Annotated in this window: 17 protein-coding genes; 6 read left to right on the top strand and 11 right to left on the bottom strand. The window is 72.7% G+C overall.

Annotated elements, in window-relative coordinates; genetic code table 11:
* Positions 1–231: 231 nt before the first annotated feature.
* The 7 genes from hflX to miaA form a co-directional block, all read right to left on the bottom strand.
* Positions 232–1,758 carry a GTPase HflX gene (gene hflX, locus ACRX5S_RS39195; protein ID WP_436778059.1) on the bottom strand — a complete coding sequence of 509 codons (1,527 nt, stop codon included), beginning with the start codon at positions 1,756–1,758 and terminating at the stop codon, positions 232–234.
* Between the two features lie 147 nt (positions 1,759–1,905).
* Positions 1,906–2,568, bottom strand: coding sequence for a DUF4097 family beta strand repeat-containing protein (locus ACRX5S_RS39190; RefSeq protein WP_436778058.1), 663 nt, complete (start codon positions 2,566–2,568; stop codon positions 1,906–1,908).
* 271 nt (positions 2,569–2,839) lie between these two features.
* Positions 2,840–3,580 carry an SCO6745 family protein gene (locus ACRX5S_RS39185; RefSeq protein WP_436778057.1) on the bottom strand — a complete coding sequence of 247 codons (741 nt, stop codon included), beginning with the start codon at positions 3,578–3,580 and terminating at the stop codon, positions 2,840–2,842.
* Between the two features lie 372 nt (positions 3,581–3,952).
* Positions 3,953–4,810 (bottom strand): diaminopimelate epimerase, encoded by an 858-nt coding sequence (dapF, locus tag ACRX5S_RS39180; protein WP_436778056.1) that lies wholly within the window; start codon positions 4,808–4,810, stop codon positions 3,953–3,955.
* The gene (locus ACRX5S_RS39175) at positions 4,807–5,187 is read right to left on the bottom strand and encodes a hypothetical protein (RefSeq protein WP_436778055.1); all 381 of its coding nucleotides are present in this window, start codon (positions 5,185–5,187) and stop codon (positions 4,807–4,809) included. The genes dapF and ACRX5S_RS39175 overlap by 4 nt, the downstream gene beginning before the upstream one ends.
* 256 nt (positions 5,188–5,443) lie before the next feature.
* Positions 5,444–7,363, bottom strand: a complete 1,920-nt coding sequence (gene ggt, locus ACRX5S_RS39170; RefSeq protein ID WP_436778054.1) for a gamma-glutamyltransferase — start codon at positions 7,361–7,363, stop codon at positions 5,444–5,446.
* Positions 7,364–7,925: 562 nt separating this feature from the next.
* Positions 7,926–9,029 (bottom strand): tRNA (adenosine(37)-N6)-dimethylallyltransferase MiaA, encoded by a 1,104-nt coding sequence (gene miaA / locus ACRX5S_RS39165; protein ID WP_436778053.1) that lies wholly within the window; start codon positions 9,027–9,029, stop codon positions 7,926–7,928.
* 437 nt (positions 9,030–9,466) lie between these two features.
* Between miaA and ACRX5S_RS39160 the strand changes: the two genes are divergently transcribed.
* Positions 9,467–9,748 (top strand): antitoxin, encoded by a 282-nt coding sequence (locus tag ACRX5S_RS39160; RefSeq protein WP_436778052.1) that lies wholly within the window; start codon positions 9,467–9,469, stop codon positions 9,746–9,748.
* Positions 9,749–10,038: 290 nt separating this feature from the next.
* Here the strand turns inward: ACRX5S_RS39160 and ACRX5S_RS39155 are convergent, their stop codons facing one another.
* Positions 10,039–10,755: a hypothetical protein gene (locus ACRX5S_RS39155; RefSeq protein ID WP_436778051.1), complete on the bottom strand. Its 717-nt coding sequence runs from the start codon at positions 10,753–10,755 to the stop codon at positions 10,039–10,041.
* Positions 10,756–10,789: 34 nt separating this feature from the next.
* Between ACRX5S_RS39155 and ACRX5S_RS39150 the strand changes: the two genes are divergently transcribed.
* On the top strand, positions 10,790–11,380 hold the full coding sequence (locus tag ACRX5S_RS39150; RefSeq protein WP_436778050.1) for a histidine phosphatase family protein: 591 nt from the start codon (positions 10,790–10,792) through the stop codon (positions 11,378–11,380).
* A 13-nt stretch (positions 11,381–11,393) separates the two neighbouring features.
* Here ACRX5S_RS39150 and miaB read toward each other — a convergent pair whose 3' ends face one another.
* Positions 11,394–12,875, bottom strand: coding sequence for a tRNA (N6-isopentenyl adenosine(37)-C2)-methylthiotransferase MiaB (gene miaB / locus ACRX5S_RS39145; RefSeq protein ID WP_436778049.1), 1,482 nt, complete (start codon positions 12,873–12,875; stop codon positions 11,394–11,396).
* Positions 12,876–12,952: 77 nt separating this feature from the next.
* Here miaB and ACRX5S_RS39140 point away from each other — a divergent pair, with 77 nt between their 5' ends.
* Positions 12,953–14,002 carry a TAXI family TRAP transporter solute-binding subunit gene (locus ACRX5S_RS39140; protein ID WP_436778048.1) on the top strand — a complete coding sequence of 350 codons (1,050 nt, stop codon included), beginning with the start codon at positions 12,953–12,955 and terminating at the stop codon, positions 14,000–14,002.
* 130 nt (positions 14,003–14,132) lie between these two features.
* Positions 14,133–16,523 (top strand): bifunctional serine/threonine-protein kinase/glutamate ABC transporter substrate-binding protein, encoded by a 2,391-nt coding sequence (locus tag ACRX5S_RS39135; protein ID WP_436778047.1) that lies wholly within the window; start codon positions 14,133–14,135, stop codon positions 16,521–16,523.
* A 113-nt stretch (positions 16,524–16,636) separates the two neighbouring features.
* Here ACRX5S_RS39135 and ACRX5S_RS39130 read toward each other — a convergent pair whose 3' ends face one another.
* On the bottom strand, positions 16,637–18,040 hold the full coding sequence (locus ACRX5S_RS39130; RefSeq protein ID WP_436778046.1) for a sensor histidine kinase: 1,404 nt from the start codon (positions 18,038–18,040) through the stop codon (positions 16,637–16,639).
* A 26-nt stretch (positions 18,041–18,066) separates the two neighbouring features.
* The gene (locus tag ACRX5S_RS39125; protein WP_436778045.1) at positions 18,067–18,777 is read right to left on the bottom strand and encodes a response regulator transcription factor; all 711 of its coding nucleotides are present in this window, start codon (positions 18,775–18,777) and stop codon (positions 18,067–18,069) included.
* Positions 18,778–19,046: 269 nt separating this feature from the next.
* Here ACRX5S_RS39125 and ACRX5S_RS39120 point away from each other — a divergent pair, with 269 nt between their 5' ends.
* Positions 19,047–19,796, top strand: coding sequence for an amino acid ABC transporter ATP-binding protein (locus tag ACRX5S_RS39120; protein ID WP_436778084.1), 750 nt, complete (start codon positions 19,047–19,049; stop codon positions 19,794–19,796).
* Between the two features lie 167 nt (positions 19,797–19,963).
* Positions 19,964–20,854 (top strand): glutamate ABC transporter substrate-binding protein, encoded by an 891-nt coding sequence (locus ACRX5S_RS39115; RefSeq protein WP_436778044.1) that lies wholly within the window; start codon positions 19,964–19,966, stop codon positions 20,852–20,854.
* Positions 20,855–20,903 lie beyond the last annotated feature (49 nt).

The following is a 20,903-nucleotide window of genomic DNA, read 5'->3' as shown; positions in this document are numbered from 1 at the left end:
TTCGAGTGACCGTACGGACTTTCCGTGCTTCCGGGGCGGTTTCCGCTCGACGTCCGCACCTCCTGTCCAACGATCAGGACCGACCGCGAACACGGCTTCGGCGCCGCCCTTTTCGAGGTACCCGTACGCCGCAACCCTCCGGACACGACGAAGCGGCGGGCCCCACAAGGGGACCCGCCGCAATGTCGTGCGCAGGTGGCGCCCGCGCGCCTCACACCTGCCGCTCGGCTCCTATCGGTTCGCCACCGCAAAGGCCTGCAACTCGGCCGCCAGCACCGCACCGACCCGGGCGCGCAGCCACGTGCCCTCGGCACGGTGCTCGCTCTCCAGGATCTCGCCGCTCTCGTGCACCTTCGCCACCAGATCGCCGCGCTGGTACGGCACCAGCGCCTCGACCTCGACCTCGGGGCGCGGCAGTTCCTCGTCGATCAGCGCGAGGAGTTCCTCGATGCCCTGCCCGGTCTTCGCCGAGACGACGACGGCGTGCGGCTCGCGGCGCAGCAGCCGGGCCAGGACCAGCGGGTCCGCGGCGTCGGCCTTGTTGACCACCACGATCTCCGGCACGTCCTGTGCCTCGACCTCGACGAACACCTCGCGCACCGCGGCCAGTTGCGCCTCGGGCTCGGGGTGCGCGCCGTCCACGATGTGCAGGATCAGGTCGGCCTCGGCCACCTCCTCCAGCGTGGAGCGGAACGCCTCGACGAGCTGGTGCGGCAGGTGCCGTACGAAGCCCACCGTGTCGGCCAGCGTGTAGAGGCGGCCGGACGGCGTCTCGGACCGGCGCACGGTCGGGTCGAGGGTGGCGAACAGCGCGTTCTCCACCAGCACGCCCGCCCCGGTGAGCCGGTTGAGCAGCGAGGACTTGCCGGCATTGGTGTATCCGGCAATCGCCACCGACGGCACCTTGTTGCGGCGCCGCTCGGCGCGCTTGGTGTCGCGCGCCTTCTTCATGTCGGCGATCTCGCGGCGCATCTTGGCCATCTTCTCGCGGATGCGCCGCCGGTCGGTCTCGATCTTGGTCTCACCGGGGCCGCGGGTGGCCATGCCACCGCCGCTGCTACCGCTGCCGCCACCGCCCATCTGGCGGGACAGCGACTGGCCCCAGCCGCGCAGGCGCGGAAGCATGTACTGCATCTGCGCGAGCGAGACCTGCGCCTTGCCCTCACGGGACTTGGCGTGCTGGGCGAAGATGTCGAGGATGAGCGCGGTCCGGTCGACGACCTTGACCTTGACCACGTCTTCCAGATGAATGAGCTGACCAGGCGTCAGTTCACCGTCGCAGACGACGGTGTCGGCGCCGGTCGCGATGACGATGTCACGCAGCTCGCGCGCCTTGCCCGAGCCGATGTACGTGGCCGGGTCCGGCTTGTCGCGGCGCTGGATGACGCCTTCGAGGATCTCGGATCCGGCGGTCTCGGCGAGGGCGGCGAGCTCTTGGAGGGAGTTCTCGGCGTCCTCGACCGTGCCGTCGGTCCAGACGCCGACGAGCACCACGCGCTCCAGGCGGAGCTGCCGGTACTCGACCTCGGTGACGTCGGCGAGTTCGGTGGACAGGCCCGCCACGCGGCGGAGCGCCTGGCGGTCGGCGAGGTCGAACTGCTCGCCGTCGTAGCCCGCGCCGTATGCAGCAGGACCCGACCCGGCGGTGTCGCCCGAACCGTCGCCGTCAGCGTCGTCGAATCCGTCGAGGTCGAGGTCGTCGAAAAGTTCGACTGCGGAGTCGTCGTCGTACGGGGAGCGGTCGTATGCGGAGGTCATATTGTCCTGTTCAACACGGCGCGGCGCGGAGATGTTCCGCCCCGTCGCCTGGGGAGTCCGTCCCCTCGATCGTGCCACGCACGTCCGCGGAATGGCACGCGGGTTTCCCTTGTGTGTCGGGGTCCGTGCGCCGGGGACGCGGGGCGGTCAGGACGTCAGGACGCGCGCCTGGCCCGCCGTCGTGCGCACCTTGATCTTGCCGGCGGCGCTGGGGTCCCTCGCGACGTCCACGTCGGTGTCGCCGACGGTCGCGTCGACGTCCACGTCGTAGGACTGGCCTCCCGGCACGCGGACGGTGGCGCGGCCCGCGGTCGTCTTGGCGTCCACGTTCGCGGGCGGGGCACTGAACGTCAGGTCGAGCGACCCCGCGGTGGTCCGGGCGGTCGCCTGCTTCGCGGTGAGGGCGTCGCCGTCGATCTTCCCGGCGCCGGTGCTGACGTCCAGGTCGCCGGACAGCCCGGTCAGCCGCACCTCGCCCGCGTCTGTCTCCACGTGGGCGCCCGTGCCGCGCGGCACCTCCACCTCGTACGAGACCCAGCAGTCCTTGTTGCCGCACTTGTACGTGAGGTCGACGGTGCCGTTGTCGACCTTGTGGCTGGTGGTCGGCTCGGTACCGCCCTCCCAATTCCACTTCTCGGTGACCTTGACCTGCGGGATGTCCTTCTCGGTGACGGTGACCTTGCCGGCCGTGGTCACGACGGAGACCTTGCCGACCTTCTCGGTGACCTCGTACGTGTTCGTCTTCTTGTGCTCGGCGTCGACGTCGACGTCCATCTCGCACGCGGCCAGGACCAGGGGGACGACCGCCACCGCCGGTATCAGAACGGCGAGCCGGCGGCGGCGGTTTCGAGCATGGGACGCGGACATCAGGGCCTCCAGGCAGGGAACGCTGCGATACGTTCCACGCTAGGTCGGGCCCCGCGGCGAAACGTCGGCCGCGCGACCGGGACGGCGCTCATCCCCACGGCGGAGAACGCCGCGGTCCTCCCCTACTTTCTCCGGGTTACCCCTGTCAGGGATTACATCGTTCGCAGGGTTGACGGCTCCTCATCCCACCTGCCCGGGACTTGCCGGGCACGCGTCAGCCCAGGTGGGCCAGCGCCGCCTGCACGAGCACCGCGAACTCCTCGGACTCCGCCTCGTCCAGCACCGCGAACGCGCCCGCGACCATCTCGTCGGTGAGCACCTCGGCGTCCGCGCGCCGCTCCTCCAGCGCCGCGTCGAGCTCCGGGAACGGCTCGGTCCAGCCGAAGAACTTGATCATGCCCTCGTGCTTGCGCTCGCCGATCTGCGCGTCGAGCGCGCCGATGCGGTGTACGCGCAGGGCCAGCGCGTGCAGGTCGCTGCGCAGTTCGCGGAGGGTCTGGAAGTGGTGCATCGCGCGGGCGGGGGCGTCGTCGGCGCCGGGCATGGCACGCCACCCGCTGGACAGGCGTCCGGCCGTCCCGAGGTCGTTCGCCTCGGTGATGCGGCCCGCGAGCTCGGCGAGGCGCTCGACGTCGGGCAGGTCGGCGAGCTTGGCGCGGCCCCACGCGTGGCAGCACTCGGCGTACGCCGCGGCCGCGTCGGCGACCGGGCCGATCTTCGCGGCGGCGCCCCACAGCGCGGCGATGGCCGAGGGCTCGAAGTAGTGGAAGGCGTCGGCCACCACGTCGTCGGACGCGTCCCCGACCACGCCGCCGCGGCCGGCGATGTAGAACTGGAGGCCGTCGTACCCCAGTTCGGCACCGCGCGCGGTGGTCGCGGGGTCGAAGAAGAACTTCGCCCCGATCTGCTGGATCGCGGGCTTGACCGCCAGGGTGGTGGCGCGCGCGACATCCATGCGTGAACTCATTGAAGCCCTCCGACTGCTACTCGCTTGGCTGCGTCAAGCGTTTTCTAGCAGAGCCATCGCCAAGGCCCCATACGGCCCGGTGTGCAGGACGGAAGGAAGACACCGGCGGCCCGGCATTTTTCTGCGACAGCACACCCGGTCCGACAACGCCTGCAACGACGCGAAATCCCCCACGCGCGGGTCGGATGGTTCGGCGGCGACCGGCGGAGTCGGGGCGGCGCTCACGGGTATGCCCCCCGGGTTGGGCCGAGCGGGCTCGGCGGGGTGGGGGGGTCGGCGCGCCGGGGTCCAGTTGCGGAAGGTGAGGGCGGAGTCGGGCGTGGTGCGAACGGCTCGGCGGGGGGGGGCGGCGCGCCGGGGTCAGTCGCGGAAGGTGAGGCGGGCCAGGTCGACCTCGCCCTCGGCGAGGATGACCGCGGGGCCGGTCATCTCGACGCGGCCGTCGGCGGTCTCGGTGACGACCAGGCGTCCGCCGGGCACGTCGACGGTGTAGGTGGCGGGCAGCGTCGCGCCGTCCCGTCGCGCGGCGGCGACCATGACCGCGCACGCGCCCGTGCCGCAGGACCGGGTCTCGCCCGAGCCGCGCTCGTGCACGCGCATCGCGACGTGCCCGGGGCCGCGGTCGACCACGAACTCGACGTTCATGCCCTCGGGGTACGCCGACGCGGGCGTCACCGGCGGTGCGGCGAACAGGTTCCCGGCGTCGTCGAGGTGGTCGACGAACACGACCGCGTGCGGGTTGCCCATGTTCACGTTGACGGCGGGCCGCACCGTGCCGTCCGGCAGCGCGACCTCAATGCCGTCCGGGCCCGGAAAGCGCGCCGAGCCCATCTCCGCGGTCACGTCGCCGCCGTCCGCCGGTACGTGCACCTTCTTGACGCCGCCCCGGGTCGCGATCCGCAGGTCGCCGGGCGCCGCCTCGCCGTGCTCCACCAGGTAGCGCGCGAACACGCGTACGCCGTTGCCGCACATCTCGGCGATGCTGCCGTCCGCGTTGCGGTAGTCCATGAACCACTCCGCCTCGTCGGCCATGTGGGCCGCCGCCGGATCCTTGGCCGAACGCACCACCCGCAGCAGCCCGTCCGCACCGATGCCCGCGCGCCGGTCGCACAGCGCGGCCACGTGGCGCGCGTCGAGGTCGAGGGCCCCGTCGGCGTCCGGAACGATGACGAAGTCGTTCTCGGTGCCGTGCCCCTTGAGGAATCGCAGAGTGCTCACCCTCCCGATCCTACGGTCCGCGCGGCGGACCCCGGCCGGTCGGGCGTGCGGCGCAGCGGGTGGTGCGAGCACCGGAATCCGCCGGGGAACCGGGGCACCGCGTCGAAGTCGAGCGTGTGCACGACGACATCGCGCCACGCCAGGGCCTCGGCCGGCCGCGGCACCCGGCTGTCGGCCACGACCTCGCCCGGACCGAGCACCGGGATGTTCGCGGCCGGCAGGTCGTCGACCTGCTCTCGGCAGCGGCCGTACTCCTCTGGATCGAACTCGGACCAGGGCTGTCGGCGGACCACCCCTCCGCGAACCCGCTCGGCAGGAAGGCCGGGCGACCGCCCGAGCCCGGGCGCGTCGCCGGGAACATGGAAGTCGAGAGACATCCCCACAACCACCTCGTCGAGCCGGTCCTACTCGCGGACGACCCCGATGAGGTCCTCGCAAAATGCCGCCCGCCCCGGTGCGCCGCCCCGGTGCAGTCGCCGCGCCGGCCGGGTCGGCGGTCGGTTCGCCGGTCGACTCGGGAGTGGGCTCGGCAGCAGGCTCGGCGGTCGTCATCGTGCCCTTGTGCCCTCCCCCGGCCTACGGCGATCCGGGGAAGGGGGGCGGCTTGCGACCCGCTGGAGCCCGTCGACCCGGCTACGTCGGCCACACCACCCCCGCGGAACCGCCTCCTCGGCGGATCGGTTCGGCCACGGCCTGGATGCGTCCGTGCGGCAGGAACTCCAGGGCCGTCGCCGCGCCGATCTCCGGGTTGTCCCTCAGAACATGGCCGCGTGCCTCCAAAGCGGCGCGCAGCGCGACCGGTACGGAAGGCTCGACCTCGGTCGCCGCTCCGTTGCGCTGGGACAGCCGCGGCGCGGCGACGGCGTCGAGCAGGGTCATGCCCTGGTCGAGCCGCCCGATCAGGGTCTGGAGGACCGTCGTGATGATCGTCGCGCCGCCGGGCGACCCGACCGCCAGCAAGGGCCTGCCGTCCTGGAGCACGATGGTCGGCGCCATGCTGCTGCGCGGACGCTTGCCCGGGGCGGGCAGGTTCGGGTCCGGCACCGCCGGGTTCGCCGGGGCGAAACTGAAGTCGGTCAGCTCGTTGTTGAGCAGGAACCCGCGCCCCGGAACGGTGATGGCGCTGCCGCCGGTCTGCTCGATCGTCAGGTTGTACGCGACCACGTTGCCCCAGCGGTCCGCCGCCACCAGGTGGGTCGTCGACTGCCCCTCGTACGGCTCCGCGTCGCCGGTGCCGACCGCGGCCGGGCAGCCCTGGTACGGCGGACTGGGGTCACCCGGCGGCACCGGGCTCACGGCCGCTTTCGCGGGGTCGATCAGGCAGGCCCGCTCGTTCGCGAACCCCTGGCTCAGCAGCGCCCGCTGCGGCACGTCGACGAACGCCGGGTCGCCTACGTAGCGGTTCCGGTCGGCGAAGGCCAGGCGCGACGCTTCGAGGTAGTAGTGCGCGGCGGTGGCGGCGTCCATCCCCGCGAGGTCGACGTGCTCCAGGATGTTCAGCGCCTCGCCGACGGTGGTTCCGCCGGAGGACGACGGCGCCATGCCGTACACGGTGAGCCCGCGGTAGTCGGACCGGGTGGGCTTGCGGTCGATGACCGAGTACTTCGCGAGATCGCGTGTCTCCATCAGGCCCGGCCGGAAGACGCGGTCGGCGTCCGGTGCGACCGGCGGGGCCTTGACGGTCTGCACCACCTCGCGGCCGAGCGCGCCGCGGTAGAGCCAGTCGACGCCGTACCGCCCCATGTCGCGGTACGTGCGGGCCAGGTCGGGGTTGCGGAACGTGCTTCCCACCGCGGGCGGTTGGCCGCCGGGCAGGAACAGGTCGCGGGTGGGCACGATGTCGTCGAACCTCGACTGGTTGGCCGCCGTCTGGGCGCGGAACGTCTCGTCGACGACGAACCCGCGCGCGGCCAGCGCGGCGGCGGGGTCGAGGGCCTGCCGGAGCGAGAGCGTGCCCCAGCGGCGCAGCGCCGCCTCCCAGGTCGCGGGGGTGCCCGGAACCCCCACCGACAGACCGGAGTTGACCCCCTGGTCGAACGGCAGGGGCAGGCCGGTCGCGGGGTCGATGAACGAGGTCGGGGTCATGCGGAACGGCGCGGTCTCGCGCCCGTCGATCGTGCGCACCGTACGCGAGCGGGCGTCGTAGTAGACGAAGTAGCCGCCACCGCCGATCCCGGCGGAGTACGGCTCCGTGACGCCGAGGGCGGCGGCCGTGGCCACCGCGGCGTCGACCGCGTTGCCACCGCGCCGCAGCACCTCCAGACCGACGCGGGTGGCATCCGGGTCGACGCTCGACACCGCGCCGCCATACCCGGTCATCACCGGGACCTTGGGGAACGCGCCGCCGCCGGAACCCGGATGCGCGGAGGCGACCGGCGAGCCGCCGACCAGCAGCGCAGCGGCGGCGATCGCGGCGGCCCAGCCCCGGCACAGCCTGCTGCCGACTCTCGGCCACCCCCCTCTGCGGGCGGTGCCCCCGCCGACCGGGGAGCCCGCCCCGCGGGCGCGCCCGAACGGCGCGAACTGCCCTGGCTGTGGCGGTGATACGGCCATGACGACCTCCCCCGGATGCGGCGACGACGCATCCACGGTGACACTCCCGCCCCACCCCGCACAGCCGAAATCCCGCCACACGGCGGAAGTTCACCCGGACCGACGACCCTCCGATCCGATTAGAACACCAGATCGAACAAGCGCACCGCCAAGCACGTCGCGGCGCCCGGAGCCAAGCGGAGCCGGGAGCCGGGCGGAGGCGGGAGCCGGGCGGAGGCGGGAGCCGGGCGGAGCCGGGAGCCGGGCGGAGGCGGGAGCCGGGCGGAGCCGGGAGCCGGGCGGAGGCGGGAACCGGGCGGAGCCGGGAACCGGGCGGAGCCGGGGCGCGCCGACGCACGCGGAGACCTGCGGACGGCGGGCACACGGCGGACGCACAGCCCCGGCATTCGGTGACGCGATCGGACGCCATCCGACCACCGGGCCTGGGCCGGTCGACACCCGGGCCGGTCGGCCCCCGGATCGGTCGGCACCCGGATCGGTCGACACCCGGACCGGACGCTACCTGGGCTGGTCGCTACCTCGGCTGGTCGGCACCTGGGCTCGTCGGCACCTGGCCGGACAGCTACACGTCGTCGGCGATCCCGCCGTTCACGCCGCTGCCGAGGCTGCTCGCCGGGCCGGTCGCACGGCCGCCGCCCGCGCCGCCGCTCCCTTTGCCGCCGCCCTCTCCCCCGCCGCTCCCGCCGCTCCCGTCGCCGCCCGCGCCGTCCGCTTCCCCCGCCGCGCCGAAGGCGATCTGCCGGAGCGACTCCGCCACGAGGTCGGGCCGGTCGTACGCCAGCCACCGCACCCGCCGGTCGCGCCGGAACCACGTGTCCTGCCGCCGCGCGAAGCGGCGCGTCGACCGGGCGGTGTCCTCCTTGGCCTCGGCCTCGCTCATCTCGCCGGTGAGCTGCCGCAGCACCTGTGCGTACCCGAGCGCCCGCGACGCGGTCAGCCCGTCCCGGAGGCCCTGCTGTTCCAGCCCCCGCACCTCGTCCACGAGCCCGTCGCGCCACATGCGCTCGACGCGGGCGTCGATCCGCTCGTCCAGCACCGGCCGCGGCACGTCGACGCCGATCTGCACGCAGTCGTACACCGGCACCGGCCCGGGCAGCGTCGCGGTGAACGGCCTGCCGGTGATCTCGATGACCTCCAGCGCGCGCACGATGCGGCGCCCGTTGCCGGGCAGGATCGCGGCGGCGGCGGCCGGGTCGAGGTCCGCGAGGCGCGCGTGCAGCGGGCCGGTCCCGTCCGCGTCCAGCTCGCGTTCCAGCCGGGCGCGCACCTCGGGGTCGGTGCCGGGGAACTCCAGGTCGTCCACGACCGCCCGGACGTACAGCCCGGAGCCGCCCACCAGCACCGGCGTGCGGCCGGTAACGAGCAACTGGTCCACGACCGCCCGCGCGTCCTGCTGGTACTCGGCGACGCTGGCGGTGCGCCGCACGTCCCACACGTCCAGCAGGTGGTGCGGCACGCCGCGCCGCTCGGCGAGCGTCAGCTTGGCGGTGCCGATGTCCATGCCCCGGTAGAGCTGCATCGAGTCGGTGTTGACGACGTCGCCGCCCAGCGCCTGGGCCAGGGCGACGCCGAGATCGGACTTGCCTGCGGCGGTCGGGCCGACCACGGCCACGACACGCGGGCGGCCGGGGGCAGGGGCCGCATCGGGGAGAGATCGCGAACTCACGGGTCAAGTCTGCCGGAACAGCGGCTACGGACCGTCACCCGATGCGGTACGCCCCGGCGCGTTCACATAACCGCCCCGGCCCCGGCCTCGTTGTCCTGCGGCACGACATGCACATCCGCCACGTCCGACGTAGGGTCAAGGAGCAAGTTATGGGCGTTTTCGACTGGTTTAGGCGCAGTTCCACGGAAGATTCCGCGGAAGCGACCGCTCAGGAGCCCGGCTCGTCGGAGTCGGCGCAGGCGGGAAGCGTCGGAACCCTCGTCGAGGAGCGGCCCGCGACCGAGTGTTGCGTCCCCGCCCAGGATTCCGGACCGTGCTGCGGTGGCAACAGCGCCGCGGACGCCGGCCCGGAGGCCGCGGGCGGTGGTCCCACCGCGACGCTCGCCACAGTCCCGAAGCCTTCCGGCTCGGGTCGGGAGTCCGAAGGAGAGCAGGACATGGGTCTCTTGGACACCATCAAGGAGAAGCTGGCCCCGCACGGCGACAAAGTCAACCAGGGCGTCGACAAGGCGGCCGACATGATCGACGAGAAGACCGGCGGCAAGCACGGCGACAAGATCGACAGCGCCGCCGAGCAGGCCAAGGGCGCACTGGGCACCCAGGACGAGGCGGCTCCTCCCGCGACACCGGAGGCGGCCCCGGAAGCCGCTCCCGAGGCGGCCCCCGAGGAAGCCCCGCCGACGGGCGAGGCACCGCCGGAGCAGAATCCGCCCGCCTGACCCACACCTCCGGGCGCGGGCCCGAGACAACCGCACACCGCAAGGCACAGGTCCGCAGCGTCTACGGCCACGGGACAACGCTCCCGTGGCCGTAGGCGCTGTGCGGACAGTACGGGCGGACGGTCAGGCTGCCTCGCGGTTCACGCCTCTCGGCGCGCCCGTTGTCGGGCAGCGCCTCTCGCCCCGCGCCCGCCCACGCTGCGCCTCACTGCTCACCCTTCTCAGGCCGCGTCTCTGAGACTGCCCTCCAGGGCCCTGCCGCTCAGACGGCAGCAGGTGAACTCCGCTGCTCAGGCCGCGCCGCTCCCCCACACGGCCACGAAATACCCCACGCCATAAGGCGCGTCGTCGTACGTCAGCCGGCCGGTCAGCCCCGCGCCGTCCGCGGCGCCCGCGAGTACCTGCCAGGCGGCGCGGCCCGCGACCCACAGTTCGTCGGACAGCTCGGGGTCGAGCGCGGCCAGGGCCGGCACGTCCGCGCCCGCCAGCGCGAGTGCGACGGCGGCGTCGTAGGGCTCGGCGCGTTCGTCCAGGTAGCCCGGGGCCTTCTCGGTGCGGCAGGCGCTGCCGTCGCCCATGACGAGGAGCGCGGTGCGCTCGTCGCCCGTGACGAGGGCCGCGCCTGAGGCCAGGCAGTCGGCGGCGTCGGCGTCCGACGCGACCGCGAGGCCGGACACCGGGGCGTCGACGCGTGTGCGGCCCAGGAGCCACGCGCCCAGGGCCAGGGACAGCGGCAGGCGCTCCTCGATGTCGCCGGAGCCCCCGGCACCCAGGCGCACCGAGAGGTTGACGCCGTGGGGGGCGAACGTCCCCACGCCGCCGCGGGCGAAGTCGACGGACTCAGGGCCGGTGCCGACCACCACGATGCGGTCGGGGCGGGCGGCGACGAGTGCCGCGACGGCGGCGTCGCACGCGGCGCGCAAGGCCTCCAACTCGCCCGCCGCACCTGCGGCCAGGTCGGGTACGAGCAACGGCGGATGAGGACACACGGCAGCGGCAACGAGCACGGCACGAGACTACCGGGCGTGTTCTCATGGGCTCATGGCGCAGCTCACCATCATCAGGCACGGCGAGACGGAGTGGAGCCGGGACCGCCGGCACACCGGCCGCACCGACATCCCGCTCACCCCCGTCGGCGAGGAGCAGGCGCGCGCGGCGGGGAAGCTCGTCGCCGACCGCGACTTCGCGCTGGTCCTCGTGAGCCCGCTGCTGCGGGCCCGCGAGACGGCCGCCCTCGCCGGGCTGCCGGACACCGGCCTCCAACCGGACCTGATGGAGTGGGACTACGGCGGCTACGAGGGCCTGACGTCGGCTCAGATCCGCGAGACCGTCCCCGGCTGGTACCTCTGGCGCGACGGCGTCGTCCCGGGCGACGCGGACCACCCCGGCGAGCAGGTGTCGGACGTCGGCGCGCGCGTCGACCGCGTCCTGGAGCGCGTGCGCCCCGTCCTCGACGGCGGGGACGACGTCGCCCTGGTCGCGCACGGACACGTCCTCCGCATCCTGACCGCGCGCTGGCTGGGACTGCCCCCGGCGGACGGGCGCCTGTTCGCGCTCGCCACCGCGGGCGTCTCCGACCTCGGCTTCGAGCACGGCCACCAGGTCATGACCGCCTGGAACCGCCGCACCTGACGCGCGTGCTGCCTCAGTTGGTGCGGCAGGGGCTCGACTCCGCGGCGGGCGCCGCAGGGGGCGGGCCCACGGTGGGGAGGCCGAGCAGGACGCCGGGGGCGGCCGCGGGGGCTGCGCTGCGCTTGGCCCAGGCGTCCCCGGCCCGGGTGCGGCGGACGGCGTGCGTCGGACCCTCGGCGAGCAGGTGGTGGGGGGCGGCGTAGGTGACCTCGACCGTGACGACGTCGCCGGGGCGCACCTCCTCGTCGGGGCGCTGGAAGTGCACGAGGCGGTTGTCGGGGGCGCGGCCGGAGAGCCGGGCGGTGGCCTCGTCCTTGCGCCCCTCGCCCTCGGCGACGAGGACGTCGAGGGTGCGGCCGACCTGCCTCTTGTTCTCCGCCCAGGAGATCTCGTCCTGGAGCGCGACCAGGCGCTCGTAGCGCTCCTGCACGACGGCCTTGGGGATCTGGCCGTCCATCGTGGCGGCCGGGGTCCCGGGGCGCTTGGAGTACTGGAACGTGAAGGCGTTCGCGAAGCGCGCCTCGCGGACGACGTGCAGAGTCTGCTCGAAGTCGGCGTCGGTCTCGCCGGGGAAGCCGACGATGATGTCCGTCGAGATCGCCGCGTCCGGCATCGCGGCGCGCACGCGGTCGATGATGCCGAGGTAGCGGTCCTGGCGGTACGAGCGCCGCATCGTGCGCAATACGTCGTCCGAGCCGGACTGGAGGGGCATGTGCAGTTGGTGCATGACGTTCGGCGTCTCGGCCATCGCCGCGATCACGTCGTCGGTGAAGTCGCGCGGGTGCGGCGAGGTGAAGCGCACGCGCTCCAGGCCGTCGATCTCGCCACAGGCACGCAGGAGCTTCGAGAAGGCCTCGCGGTCGCCCATGTCCGAGCCATACGCGTTGACGTTCTGGCCGAGCAGCGTGACCTCGATCACGCCCTCGGCGACCAGCGCCTCGATCTCGGCGAGCACGTCGCCCGGCCGCCGGTCCTTCTCCTTGCCGCGGAGCGCCGGGACGATGCAGAACGTGCAGGTGTTGTTACAGCCCACCGAGATGGACACCCAGGCGGCGTAGGCCGATTCGCGGCGCGTGGGGAGGGTGGACGGGAAGACGTCCAGCGACTCCAGGATCTCGACCTGGGCCTCCTCCTGGACGCGGGCACGCTCCAGCAGGACCGGCAGGGACCCGATGTTGTGGGTGCCGAACACCACGTCCACCCACGGGGCCTTGGCCACAATGGTGTCGCGGTCCTTCTGGGCGAGGCAGCCGCCTACGGCGATCTGCATGCCGGGACGCTTGGCCTTCTTCGGCGCCAGGTGGCCGAGATTGCCGTAGAGCCTGTTGTCGGCGTTCTCCCGCACCGCGCAGGTGTTGAAGACGACGACGTCGGCCTCCTCGCCCGCGACCGCGCGGACGTAGCCCGCGTCCTCCAGCAGGCCGGACAGCCGCTCGGAGTCGTGGACGTTCATCTGGCACCCGTAGGTGCGCACCTCGTAGGATCGCGCGCTCATATCGAGAATCAAGGTTACGCGGTCCCCGGGCCGCCCAGGACCCCGGTAACGGACAGCAGCAGGGACAGGAACCCCATATGAGGCAAGGCCGACTGGCTCGCGCCCGGAGCGCCGTGAAGCCGGTGCGCCGTTCGCGCACGCTCGTCGCGAGCGTGCTCGGCGTCGCCCTCGCCCTGTTCGCGGCCGGACTGTGGATCAGCTCGGACGACAGCGTGCCCTACCGCGGCGGTCCGCTGACCATCACGACGGGTGTCGGCGACGGCGTCTACCACCAGTACGGCAAGCTCCTGGAACCGCGCCTCGCCGCCGACCTCCGCACCGACGTCACCCTGATGACCAGCCAGGGATCCCCGGACAACCTCGACCGGGTGCTGCGGGGCGACGCCACGCTCGGCATCGCGACGGCCGACGCGGTCGCCGCGCTGCCGCCGGAGCAGAAAGAGCAACTGCGCGCGATCGCACGCCTGTACGACGACTTCGTGCAGCTCGTGGTCCCGAAGGGCAGCAGGATCAAGTCGCTCGCGGACCTGCGCCCCGCTCCCGACGGGACCCGCCTGCGGGTGGGCATCGGCCCGCCGCGGTCCGGCGTACAGCTCCTGACCCGGCGCATCCTCAAGACCGTGGGCATGAACCCGGAAACCCACCTGGACGCGCAGGATGACGGGCTCGGGGCGGCCGCGGCCAAGCTGGTGAACGGCGAACTGGACGCTTTCTTCTGGTCCGGCGGCCTGCCCACCAAGGCGGTGAGCGACATCGTGAACCCGCCGCCGGACGGGGCCGGGTTCGAGATCCAGTTCGTCAAGCTGGACGGCGTCGCGCAGGCGCTCCAGAACCAGCCCGACATCGCGGAGCCGCAGGTGTACCGCGAGGCGGTCATCCCGGGCGACGCGTACCGCAATGTCGGCGGAGTCGCGACCGTCGCCGTGCCGAACCTGATGGTGACCCGGGCGGATGCCGACCCCGAACTGATCAGACGGGTGACCGGGACGGTCCTCACCAGTCGCCAGGCGATCGGGGCCGTCGTGCACGCCGCGCAGCTCGTCGACCCGGGTACGGCGATCTTCACATTTCCTCCGCTGAGGCTGCACGAAGGTGCCCGACTCTGGTACAGATCGGCGAAACCGTGATACGCGCGACGTCGCGCGTAGACCGCTGAATGCAACATGCTGGGGCCAGACCCCGCGTATTGGGTGGACCTCCTAAACTCTGACGCCCTGTCAGAAGGACGTGGAGCACCTGGGAGGAGGGCGTACCGCAGTGTCCGAGGGCGATGTCGGCCGTGTGCTCAACCAGCGGTACCGCCTGAGCAGGAGCCTCGGGCGCGGCGGCATGGGCGAGGTATGGCTCGCCGTCGACACCGCTCTGGGCCGCGAGGTCGCCGTCAAGGAACTGCTGCTGCCCGCCTCGCTCGACGACACCGCGCAGCGCTCGTGGTTGGAGCGCAGCAAGCGCGAGGCCACCGCGGCGGCGCGCATCCGGCACGAGAACGTGGTGACCGTCCACGACGTGTTCGAGGAGGACGGCCGCCCGTGGATCGTCATGGAGCTGGTCATCTCGCGGTCCCTCGCCGAGGCGGTGCGCAGTGAGGGGCGGCTCGACTACGCCGAGGCCGCGCGCATCGGGCTGGACGTCCTGCGTGCCCTGCGCGCCGCGCACGCCAAGGGTGTGCTGCACCGCGACGTGAAGCCCGCGAACGTGCTGCTGGGCCTGGACGGCCGGGTGGTACTGACCGACTTCGGCATCGCGACGTTCGTGGACGCCCCGCAGGTGACGCAGATCGGCGAACTCCTCGGCACGCCGGGTTACCTGGCCCCCGAACGGGCCGAGCGCTTCGCGGGCGGCGGAGCGGTGGCGAGGCCTGCCGCGGGGCCGTCGCGGGGCCGCACCGACGAGCAGGCGCGCGGGGGTGAGGGGGACGACACCGGCCGAGGCGCCCCGGCCGACTCGACGGCCGCCACGGCCACGACCGGCGCCCCGGGCGGCCTGCGCGTCCCGGACTCCGCCGACAGCCCCACCGACGCCTACCCCGCCACCCTCCGCGGCTCCGAGGACGCGCTCGGCATGAGCGGCGGCACACTGCTGGATCCCGCGTCGGACCTGTGGTCGCTCGGCGCGACCCTGTACGAGATGGTCGAGGGCAGGCCGCCGTTCAGCCGCTCCTCCCCCGTCGAGGTCGTCGACGCGGTGGTCAACCACGACCCGCTTCCGATGCGCCACGCGGGCCCGCTGGAGCCGGTGGTCCTGGGGCTGCTGCGCAAGGACCCGGTCGAGCGGATGGACGCCAAGGAGGCCGAGGAGGCGCTGATCGGCGTGATCCAGGAGGCCCTGGCGCCCACCTGGGGAGGCGAGGCGCCGGCGACCCGGCGGCAGCCCGGCGGATCCGCGGACGTGCCGAGTTCGGGCGCGTACCGCACCGGTGTCGGCAGCGGGCACACGGCGACGCACCGGACGGCTCCGCGCGGTGCGGCCGAGGCGGCGGGCGCCGCGGTCGGCGTGGGAGCAGCCGGAGCCGGGACGTACGGTCCGGGCGGCACGGGCCCGCACACGGTGTCCGGCGCGCACGACGCGGGTGTGACGGGCCCGGGGGCAGACGACGCGGGTACGCCCGGCGCGGACGGTCTCGCCGCTCCCGGCCTCGCCCCGCACGGCCCCGGCGACGCCGTCGACGCGACATGGGCCGGGGACGCCCCGGGCCCCGTGGAGCCGACGGAGGAACAGCCCGGCGGGCCCGGCCGGTCGTTCTGGAAACGCAAGGCGGCACGGATCGGCCTGCCCGTCGCGGTGGCGCTGGTCCTGATAGCCGTGTCGGTGACGGTGGCGGCGGTGGTCGGCGGCGAGGACAAGCGCAAGGACACGCTGGCGAAGCTGCGCGACCAGTCGCCGACGTACCAGGCGATGCTCAAGCGCGGCTACATGCTCGTCGGGGTCAAGCCGGACCAGCCAGGGCTGAGCCAGAAGGGCCCGGACGGCCAGTACGCCGGGTTCGACGACGAGATCGCCCGCATGATCGCCGAGGACCTGGGCTTCGCGGGCAAGGTCCGCTTCGTGGACGTCGAGACGCAGGGCCGCGAGTACCGAATATCGAGCGGCCAGGTCGACCTGATCGTCGCCAGCTACACCATCAATCCCGAGCGCCTGGAACGCGTGTCGTTCGCGGGCCCGTACTACGTGGCCGGGCAGGACTTCCTGGTCCGCCAGGACGACCCGGGGGCGGCGCGGCCCGAGGACCTGGCGAACGACACCATCTGCGTGGTGCGCGGGTCGACGTCCGCCGCGCGGATCGGGCAGAAGTTCCCGGCCATGCGGATCGAGGAGCGCGGCAAGTACTCCGAGTGCGTCGACGAACTGCTGAACAAGAAGGTGCGCGGGGTCAGCACCGACGACACGATCCTGGCCGGGTTCGTCGCCAAGCATCCCGCGGAGCTGCGGGTGCTCGGCAGCCCCTTCTCGGAGGAGCCGTACGGCGTGGGCCTCAGCCGCGGCGACACCGTCCTCGCGAAGGCCGTGTGCGACGCGTTGGACCGGCACGTGGACAACGGCGACTGGCAGCGGGCGTACGACGCCACCCTCGGCACGCTGGGCCTGCTCCCGCCGCGTCCCCCCAAGTGCACGCCGCACATGACGACGGGCGACCTCACTGGCGGCTGACGGCCGACCACGGCACCTCGGCACCTCGGCACCCCGGCACCCGGCACCCGGCACCCGGCACCCGGCACCATCACCACACGCCGTAACGCCGTAGACCGTCACATCGCGCGCCGTCACACCGCCCGGTCGACCGTCACCGTCACGACCAGCCCGCCCCCGTCGCGCGACGCGAACTCGATGTCGCCGCCGGTCGCCCGCAGCAGCGTCCGGGCGATCGACAGGCCGAGACCGGACCCGTCCACGTTCTGGTGGTGCGAGCTGCGCCAGAACCGGTCGCCGACGCGGCGCAGCTCGGAAGGTTCCAGCCCGGGCCCGCGGTCCGCGACGCGCAGTTCGAGGCGTCCGCCGACGGCCGCGAGGGCGACCGCTATCTCCGCGTCGTCCGGGCTGAACTTGAGCGCGTTGTCGAGGATGGCGTCGAGCGCGCTGCCCAGCGCTATCGGGTCGACGTTGCCGGTCAGCGCGCGCGGCCCCTGCTGGTCGAAGTGCTGGCCGCGGGCGCGGGCCAGCGGCTCCCAGGCGTCGATGCGCTCGCGCACGAGGGCGGCGACGTCCAGCGGAACGCGGTGCGTCGCGGTGTTGGCGGCGTTCTCGGCGAGGGCGAGCGCCAGCAGCTCGTCCAGGACGTGTGTCAGGCGTCGGCCCTCCTCGCGGACCCCGTCCAGGGTGTCGCTGTGCTCCGGCGGCAGGGACAGCCCCAGCTCCTCGATGCGCAGCAGCAGCGCCGACAGGGGGTTGCGCAGTTGGTGCGAGGCGTCGGCGGCGAAGGCCCGCTGCTGCTCGACGACGGTCTCGACGTTGTCCGCCATCTCGTTGAACGCCTTCGCGAGGCGCCGCAGCTCGGGCGGCCCCTGCGCGGCGGCGACGCGCGCACCGAGCTTGCCGGTGGCTATCTCGTGCGTGGCCTTGTCGAGCACCTGGACGGGCCGCAGGATCGTGCCGGTCAGGCGGCCCGCGGCCAGCAGTGCGGCCAGGACGGCGATCGCCTCGCCCGCGCCGAGGAAGAGCCAGTTGTCCCAGATCCGATCGCGCATCTTGACGGTGACCGACTCGGTGACGGCGACCGCGACGACGTCGCCGCCGTAGACCACGGGCACCGCGACGGTGATCGTGCGGTCCTGCCACGGCCACACCTGCGGGGCCTCGCTCTGCCGCCCGGCACGCGCCTCGGCGAAGGCCTCGCGCGCCTGGCCGGAGTGCGGGAGCCGGTACTCGGCGTCGGACGCCACCAGGACGTCGCCGTTGCGGTCGAGAACCGCCGCATGGATCCCGTACACGGAGTAGTACTGCTCCAGGGCCGCACTCAGCGGCTTGCGGTCCGCGGCCTGGAGCTCGACGTCCTGTCCCTGGCGGATCGCGGTCTGGTACTGCGCGGCGAAGCGCGCCGTGTCGTCGGCGCGGTCGCGCATCACCTCCTGCTGGTGGACGTCGGCGCGCGACACCGCCAGCGGTATGCCCAGCGCGAGCAGGACCGCGGCCATGAGGGCGAGGAGCAGGGCGAGGAGTCGGGTGCGCACGGGTGCCGGTCTTCGGGCGGGCCGGGTCAGGCGTCCGGGACCACGCGGTAGCCGACACCGCGGATGGTCTCGACCATACGGGGGTTGCCGAGCTTGGCGCGCAGCGAGGCGACGTGGACTTCGAGGGTACGGCCGCTGCCGGCCCAGCTCGTGCGCCACACCTCGCTCATGATCTGCTCGCGGCGGAACACCACGCCGGGGCGCTGGGCGAGCAGGGCGAGCAGGTCGAACTCCTTGCGGGTGAGCACCACCTCGGCGCCGTGCACGGTGACGCGGCGGGCAGGAGTGTCGACGACCAGCGCGGGGGCCGCGGAGGCGGCGGGGGCGTCGTCGGACGCGGGGGCGGCCGGGGCGGGCGCGGCGGCCTCCGGGCGGGGCTCGGGGCGGGCGCGGCGGCTGACCGCATGGATGCGGGCGAGCAGCTCGCCGATGTCGTAGGGCTTGGTGACGTAGTCGTCGGCGCCGATGTTGAGGCCGTGCACGCGCGAGCGTACGTCGGCGCGCGCGGTCACCATGATCACCGGGACGTCGCTGATCCGGCGTATTCGGGCGCACACCTCGAAGCCGTCGTGGTCGGGCAGGTTGAGGTCCAGCAGCACCACGTCGACGTCGGCGCCGAGCGCGTCGAGGGCTTCCTCGCCGGTGCACGCGTGCCGTACGTCGATCCCGTGGCGGCCCAGGACGGCGCGCAGCGGCGTGGCGATGCGCAGGTCGTCCTCGACCATCAGCAACCGCATGGCGTGTCCTCTCGTGCCTCTCCGCCCCCGATGCGCTTCCGTTCCCGCGGGTTCACCCCCGCGTCGCGACCGGGTCATCCAATCAGACTCGCCGGATTCTGCCGAGGGTCCAGGGCGCGCGACGCTCCGTTATCCGCTCTTGACCTCAGGTGAAGCTCAAATCCGGCGTACCGCTTGGGTCTTGCCCGCTTTCATGAGCCCACCACACGATGCGGAGGAGCGAAGCCACCGTGACCGAAGCCCTGGACAAGCAGCAGCCGTCGCACGGCATGGACAAGACGGCTGCCCCCCTCGTAGTCCTGTCGAACGTCAACAAGCACTTCGGCGCGCTGCACGTCCTCCAGGACATCGACCTGACGATCCACGAGGGCGAGGTCGTCGTCGTGATCGGGCCGTCGGGGTCCGGCAAGTCCACATTGTGCCGGACGATCAACCGCCTGGAGCCCATCGACTCCGGCTCCATCACCATCGACGGACGGGCGCTGCCGCAGGAGGGCAAGGCCCTCGCCCGGCTGCGCTCGGAGGTGGGGATGGTGTTCCAGTCGTTCAACCTCTTCGCGCACAAGACCGTGCTCCAGAACGTGACGATCGGCCCGACCAAGGTGCGTCGCGAGTCGCGCGAGGCCGCGGACAAGCGGGCCCGCGCGCTGCTGGACCGGGTCGGCGTCGGCAACCAGGCCGACAAGTACCCGGCGCAGTTGTCCGGCGGCCAGCAGCAGCGTGTGGCGATCGCCCGCGCGCTGGCCATGCAGCCGAAGGTCATGCTTTTCGACGAGCCGACCTCGGCGCTCGACCCCGAGATGGTCAACGAGGTCCTGGAGACCATGAAGAGCCTCGCCGCGGACGGCATGACCATGGTCGTCGTCACGCACGAGATGGGCTTCGCGCGCTCCGCCGCGAACCGGGTGATCTTCATGGCCGACGGCCGGATCGTCGAGGAGAACACCCCCGACGAGTTCTTCGGCAACCCGCGCAGCGACCGTGCGCGCGACTTCCTGTCCAAGATCCTGCACCACTGACCTGCCGAACCGAACCGGCCCGGCCGCAGGCGAGCGGCCGAACGACCGGCCGACCCGGCCCGGCTGAACCCACCGGCTGAACGGCGCGGCGCAGTACCCCCGCCGGCGCTCGATGGCGCGCGTCGGCAGTTGTCCGTACCCGTAACCACCACCAAGGAGCAAGGGTCATGAATCTCCGCAAGACCATAGCCGTCGCCGGCTTCTCCGCACTGGCCCTCCTCGCGACGGCCTGCGGCAAGGACGACCCCAAGACGGAGACCCCGCAGGCGCCGCCGCAGTCGGTGAACACGCAGTCCGTGGACATCAACTCCAAGACGTTCCAGGCCGCGAAGGGCCGCGGGCACCTGATCGTCGGCGTCAAGGAGGACCAGCCGGGCCTCGGCTTCCTCGACCCGACCACCGGCGAGCGCTCCGGCTTCGACATCGAGATCGCCCGCATGGTGTCCGCCGAACTCGGCCTGGACCCGAAGAAGATCGAGTACAAGGCGATCGCCTCCGCGAACCGCGAGACCTCGCTCGCCAAGGGCGACGTCGACATGTACGTCGGCACGTACAGCATCACCGACAAGCGCAAGCAGCTCGTCGACTTCGCGGGCCCGTACTACATCTCGGGCCAGAGCCTGCTGGTGAAGAAGAACAACACCGACATCACCGGCAAGGACACGATCAAGGGCAAGAAGGTCTGCTCGGCCACGGGCTCGACGCCGATCCAGAAGATCAAGGCCGAGTTCCCCGAGACGGTCCCGGTCGAGTTCAGCGACTACTCGACCTGCGTGGACAACCTGCTCAACGGCCAGGTCGACGCGGTGACCACCGACGAGGCGATCCTGAAGGGCTACGCGGCCAAGGACCCGGACAACCTCAAGGTCGTCGGCGACAACTTCTCCACCGAGAAGTACGGCATCGGCCTGCCGAAGGGCGACACCGAGTTCCGCAACAAGGTGAACGACATCCTCGCGGCCAAGATGCAGGACGGCACCTGGAAGAGCATCTACGACTCGACGCTCGGCAAGTCGGGCTCCCCGGCCCCGCCGGCGCCGCAGATCGAGCGCTACTGAGCCGCCGCGTGTGCGGTGGTCGACCGCCACACCCACCGCCACATCCAAC

Origin of the sequence: Yinghuangia sp. YIM S09857 (genome assembly GCF_051388915.1) — a bacterium.
Taxonomy (GTDB): Bacteria; Actinomycetota; Actinomycetes; order Streptomycetales; family Streptomycetaceae; genus Yinghuangia.
Note: the sequence above shows the minus strand (reverse complement) of the source record. Positions and strands in the feature narration are given on the sequence as shown.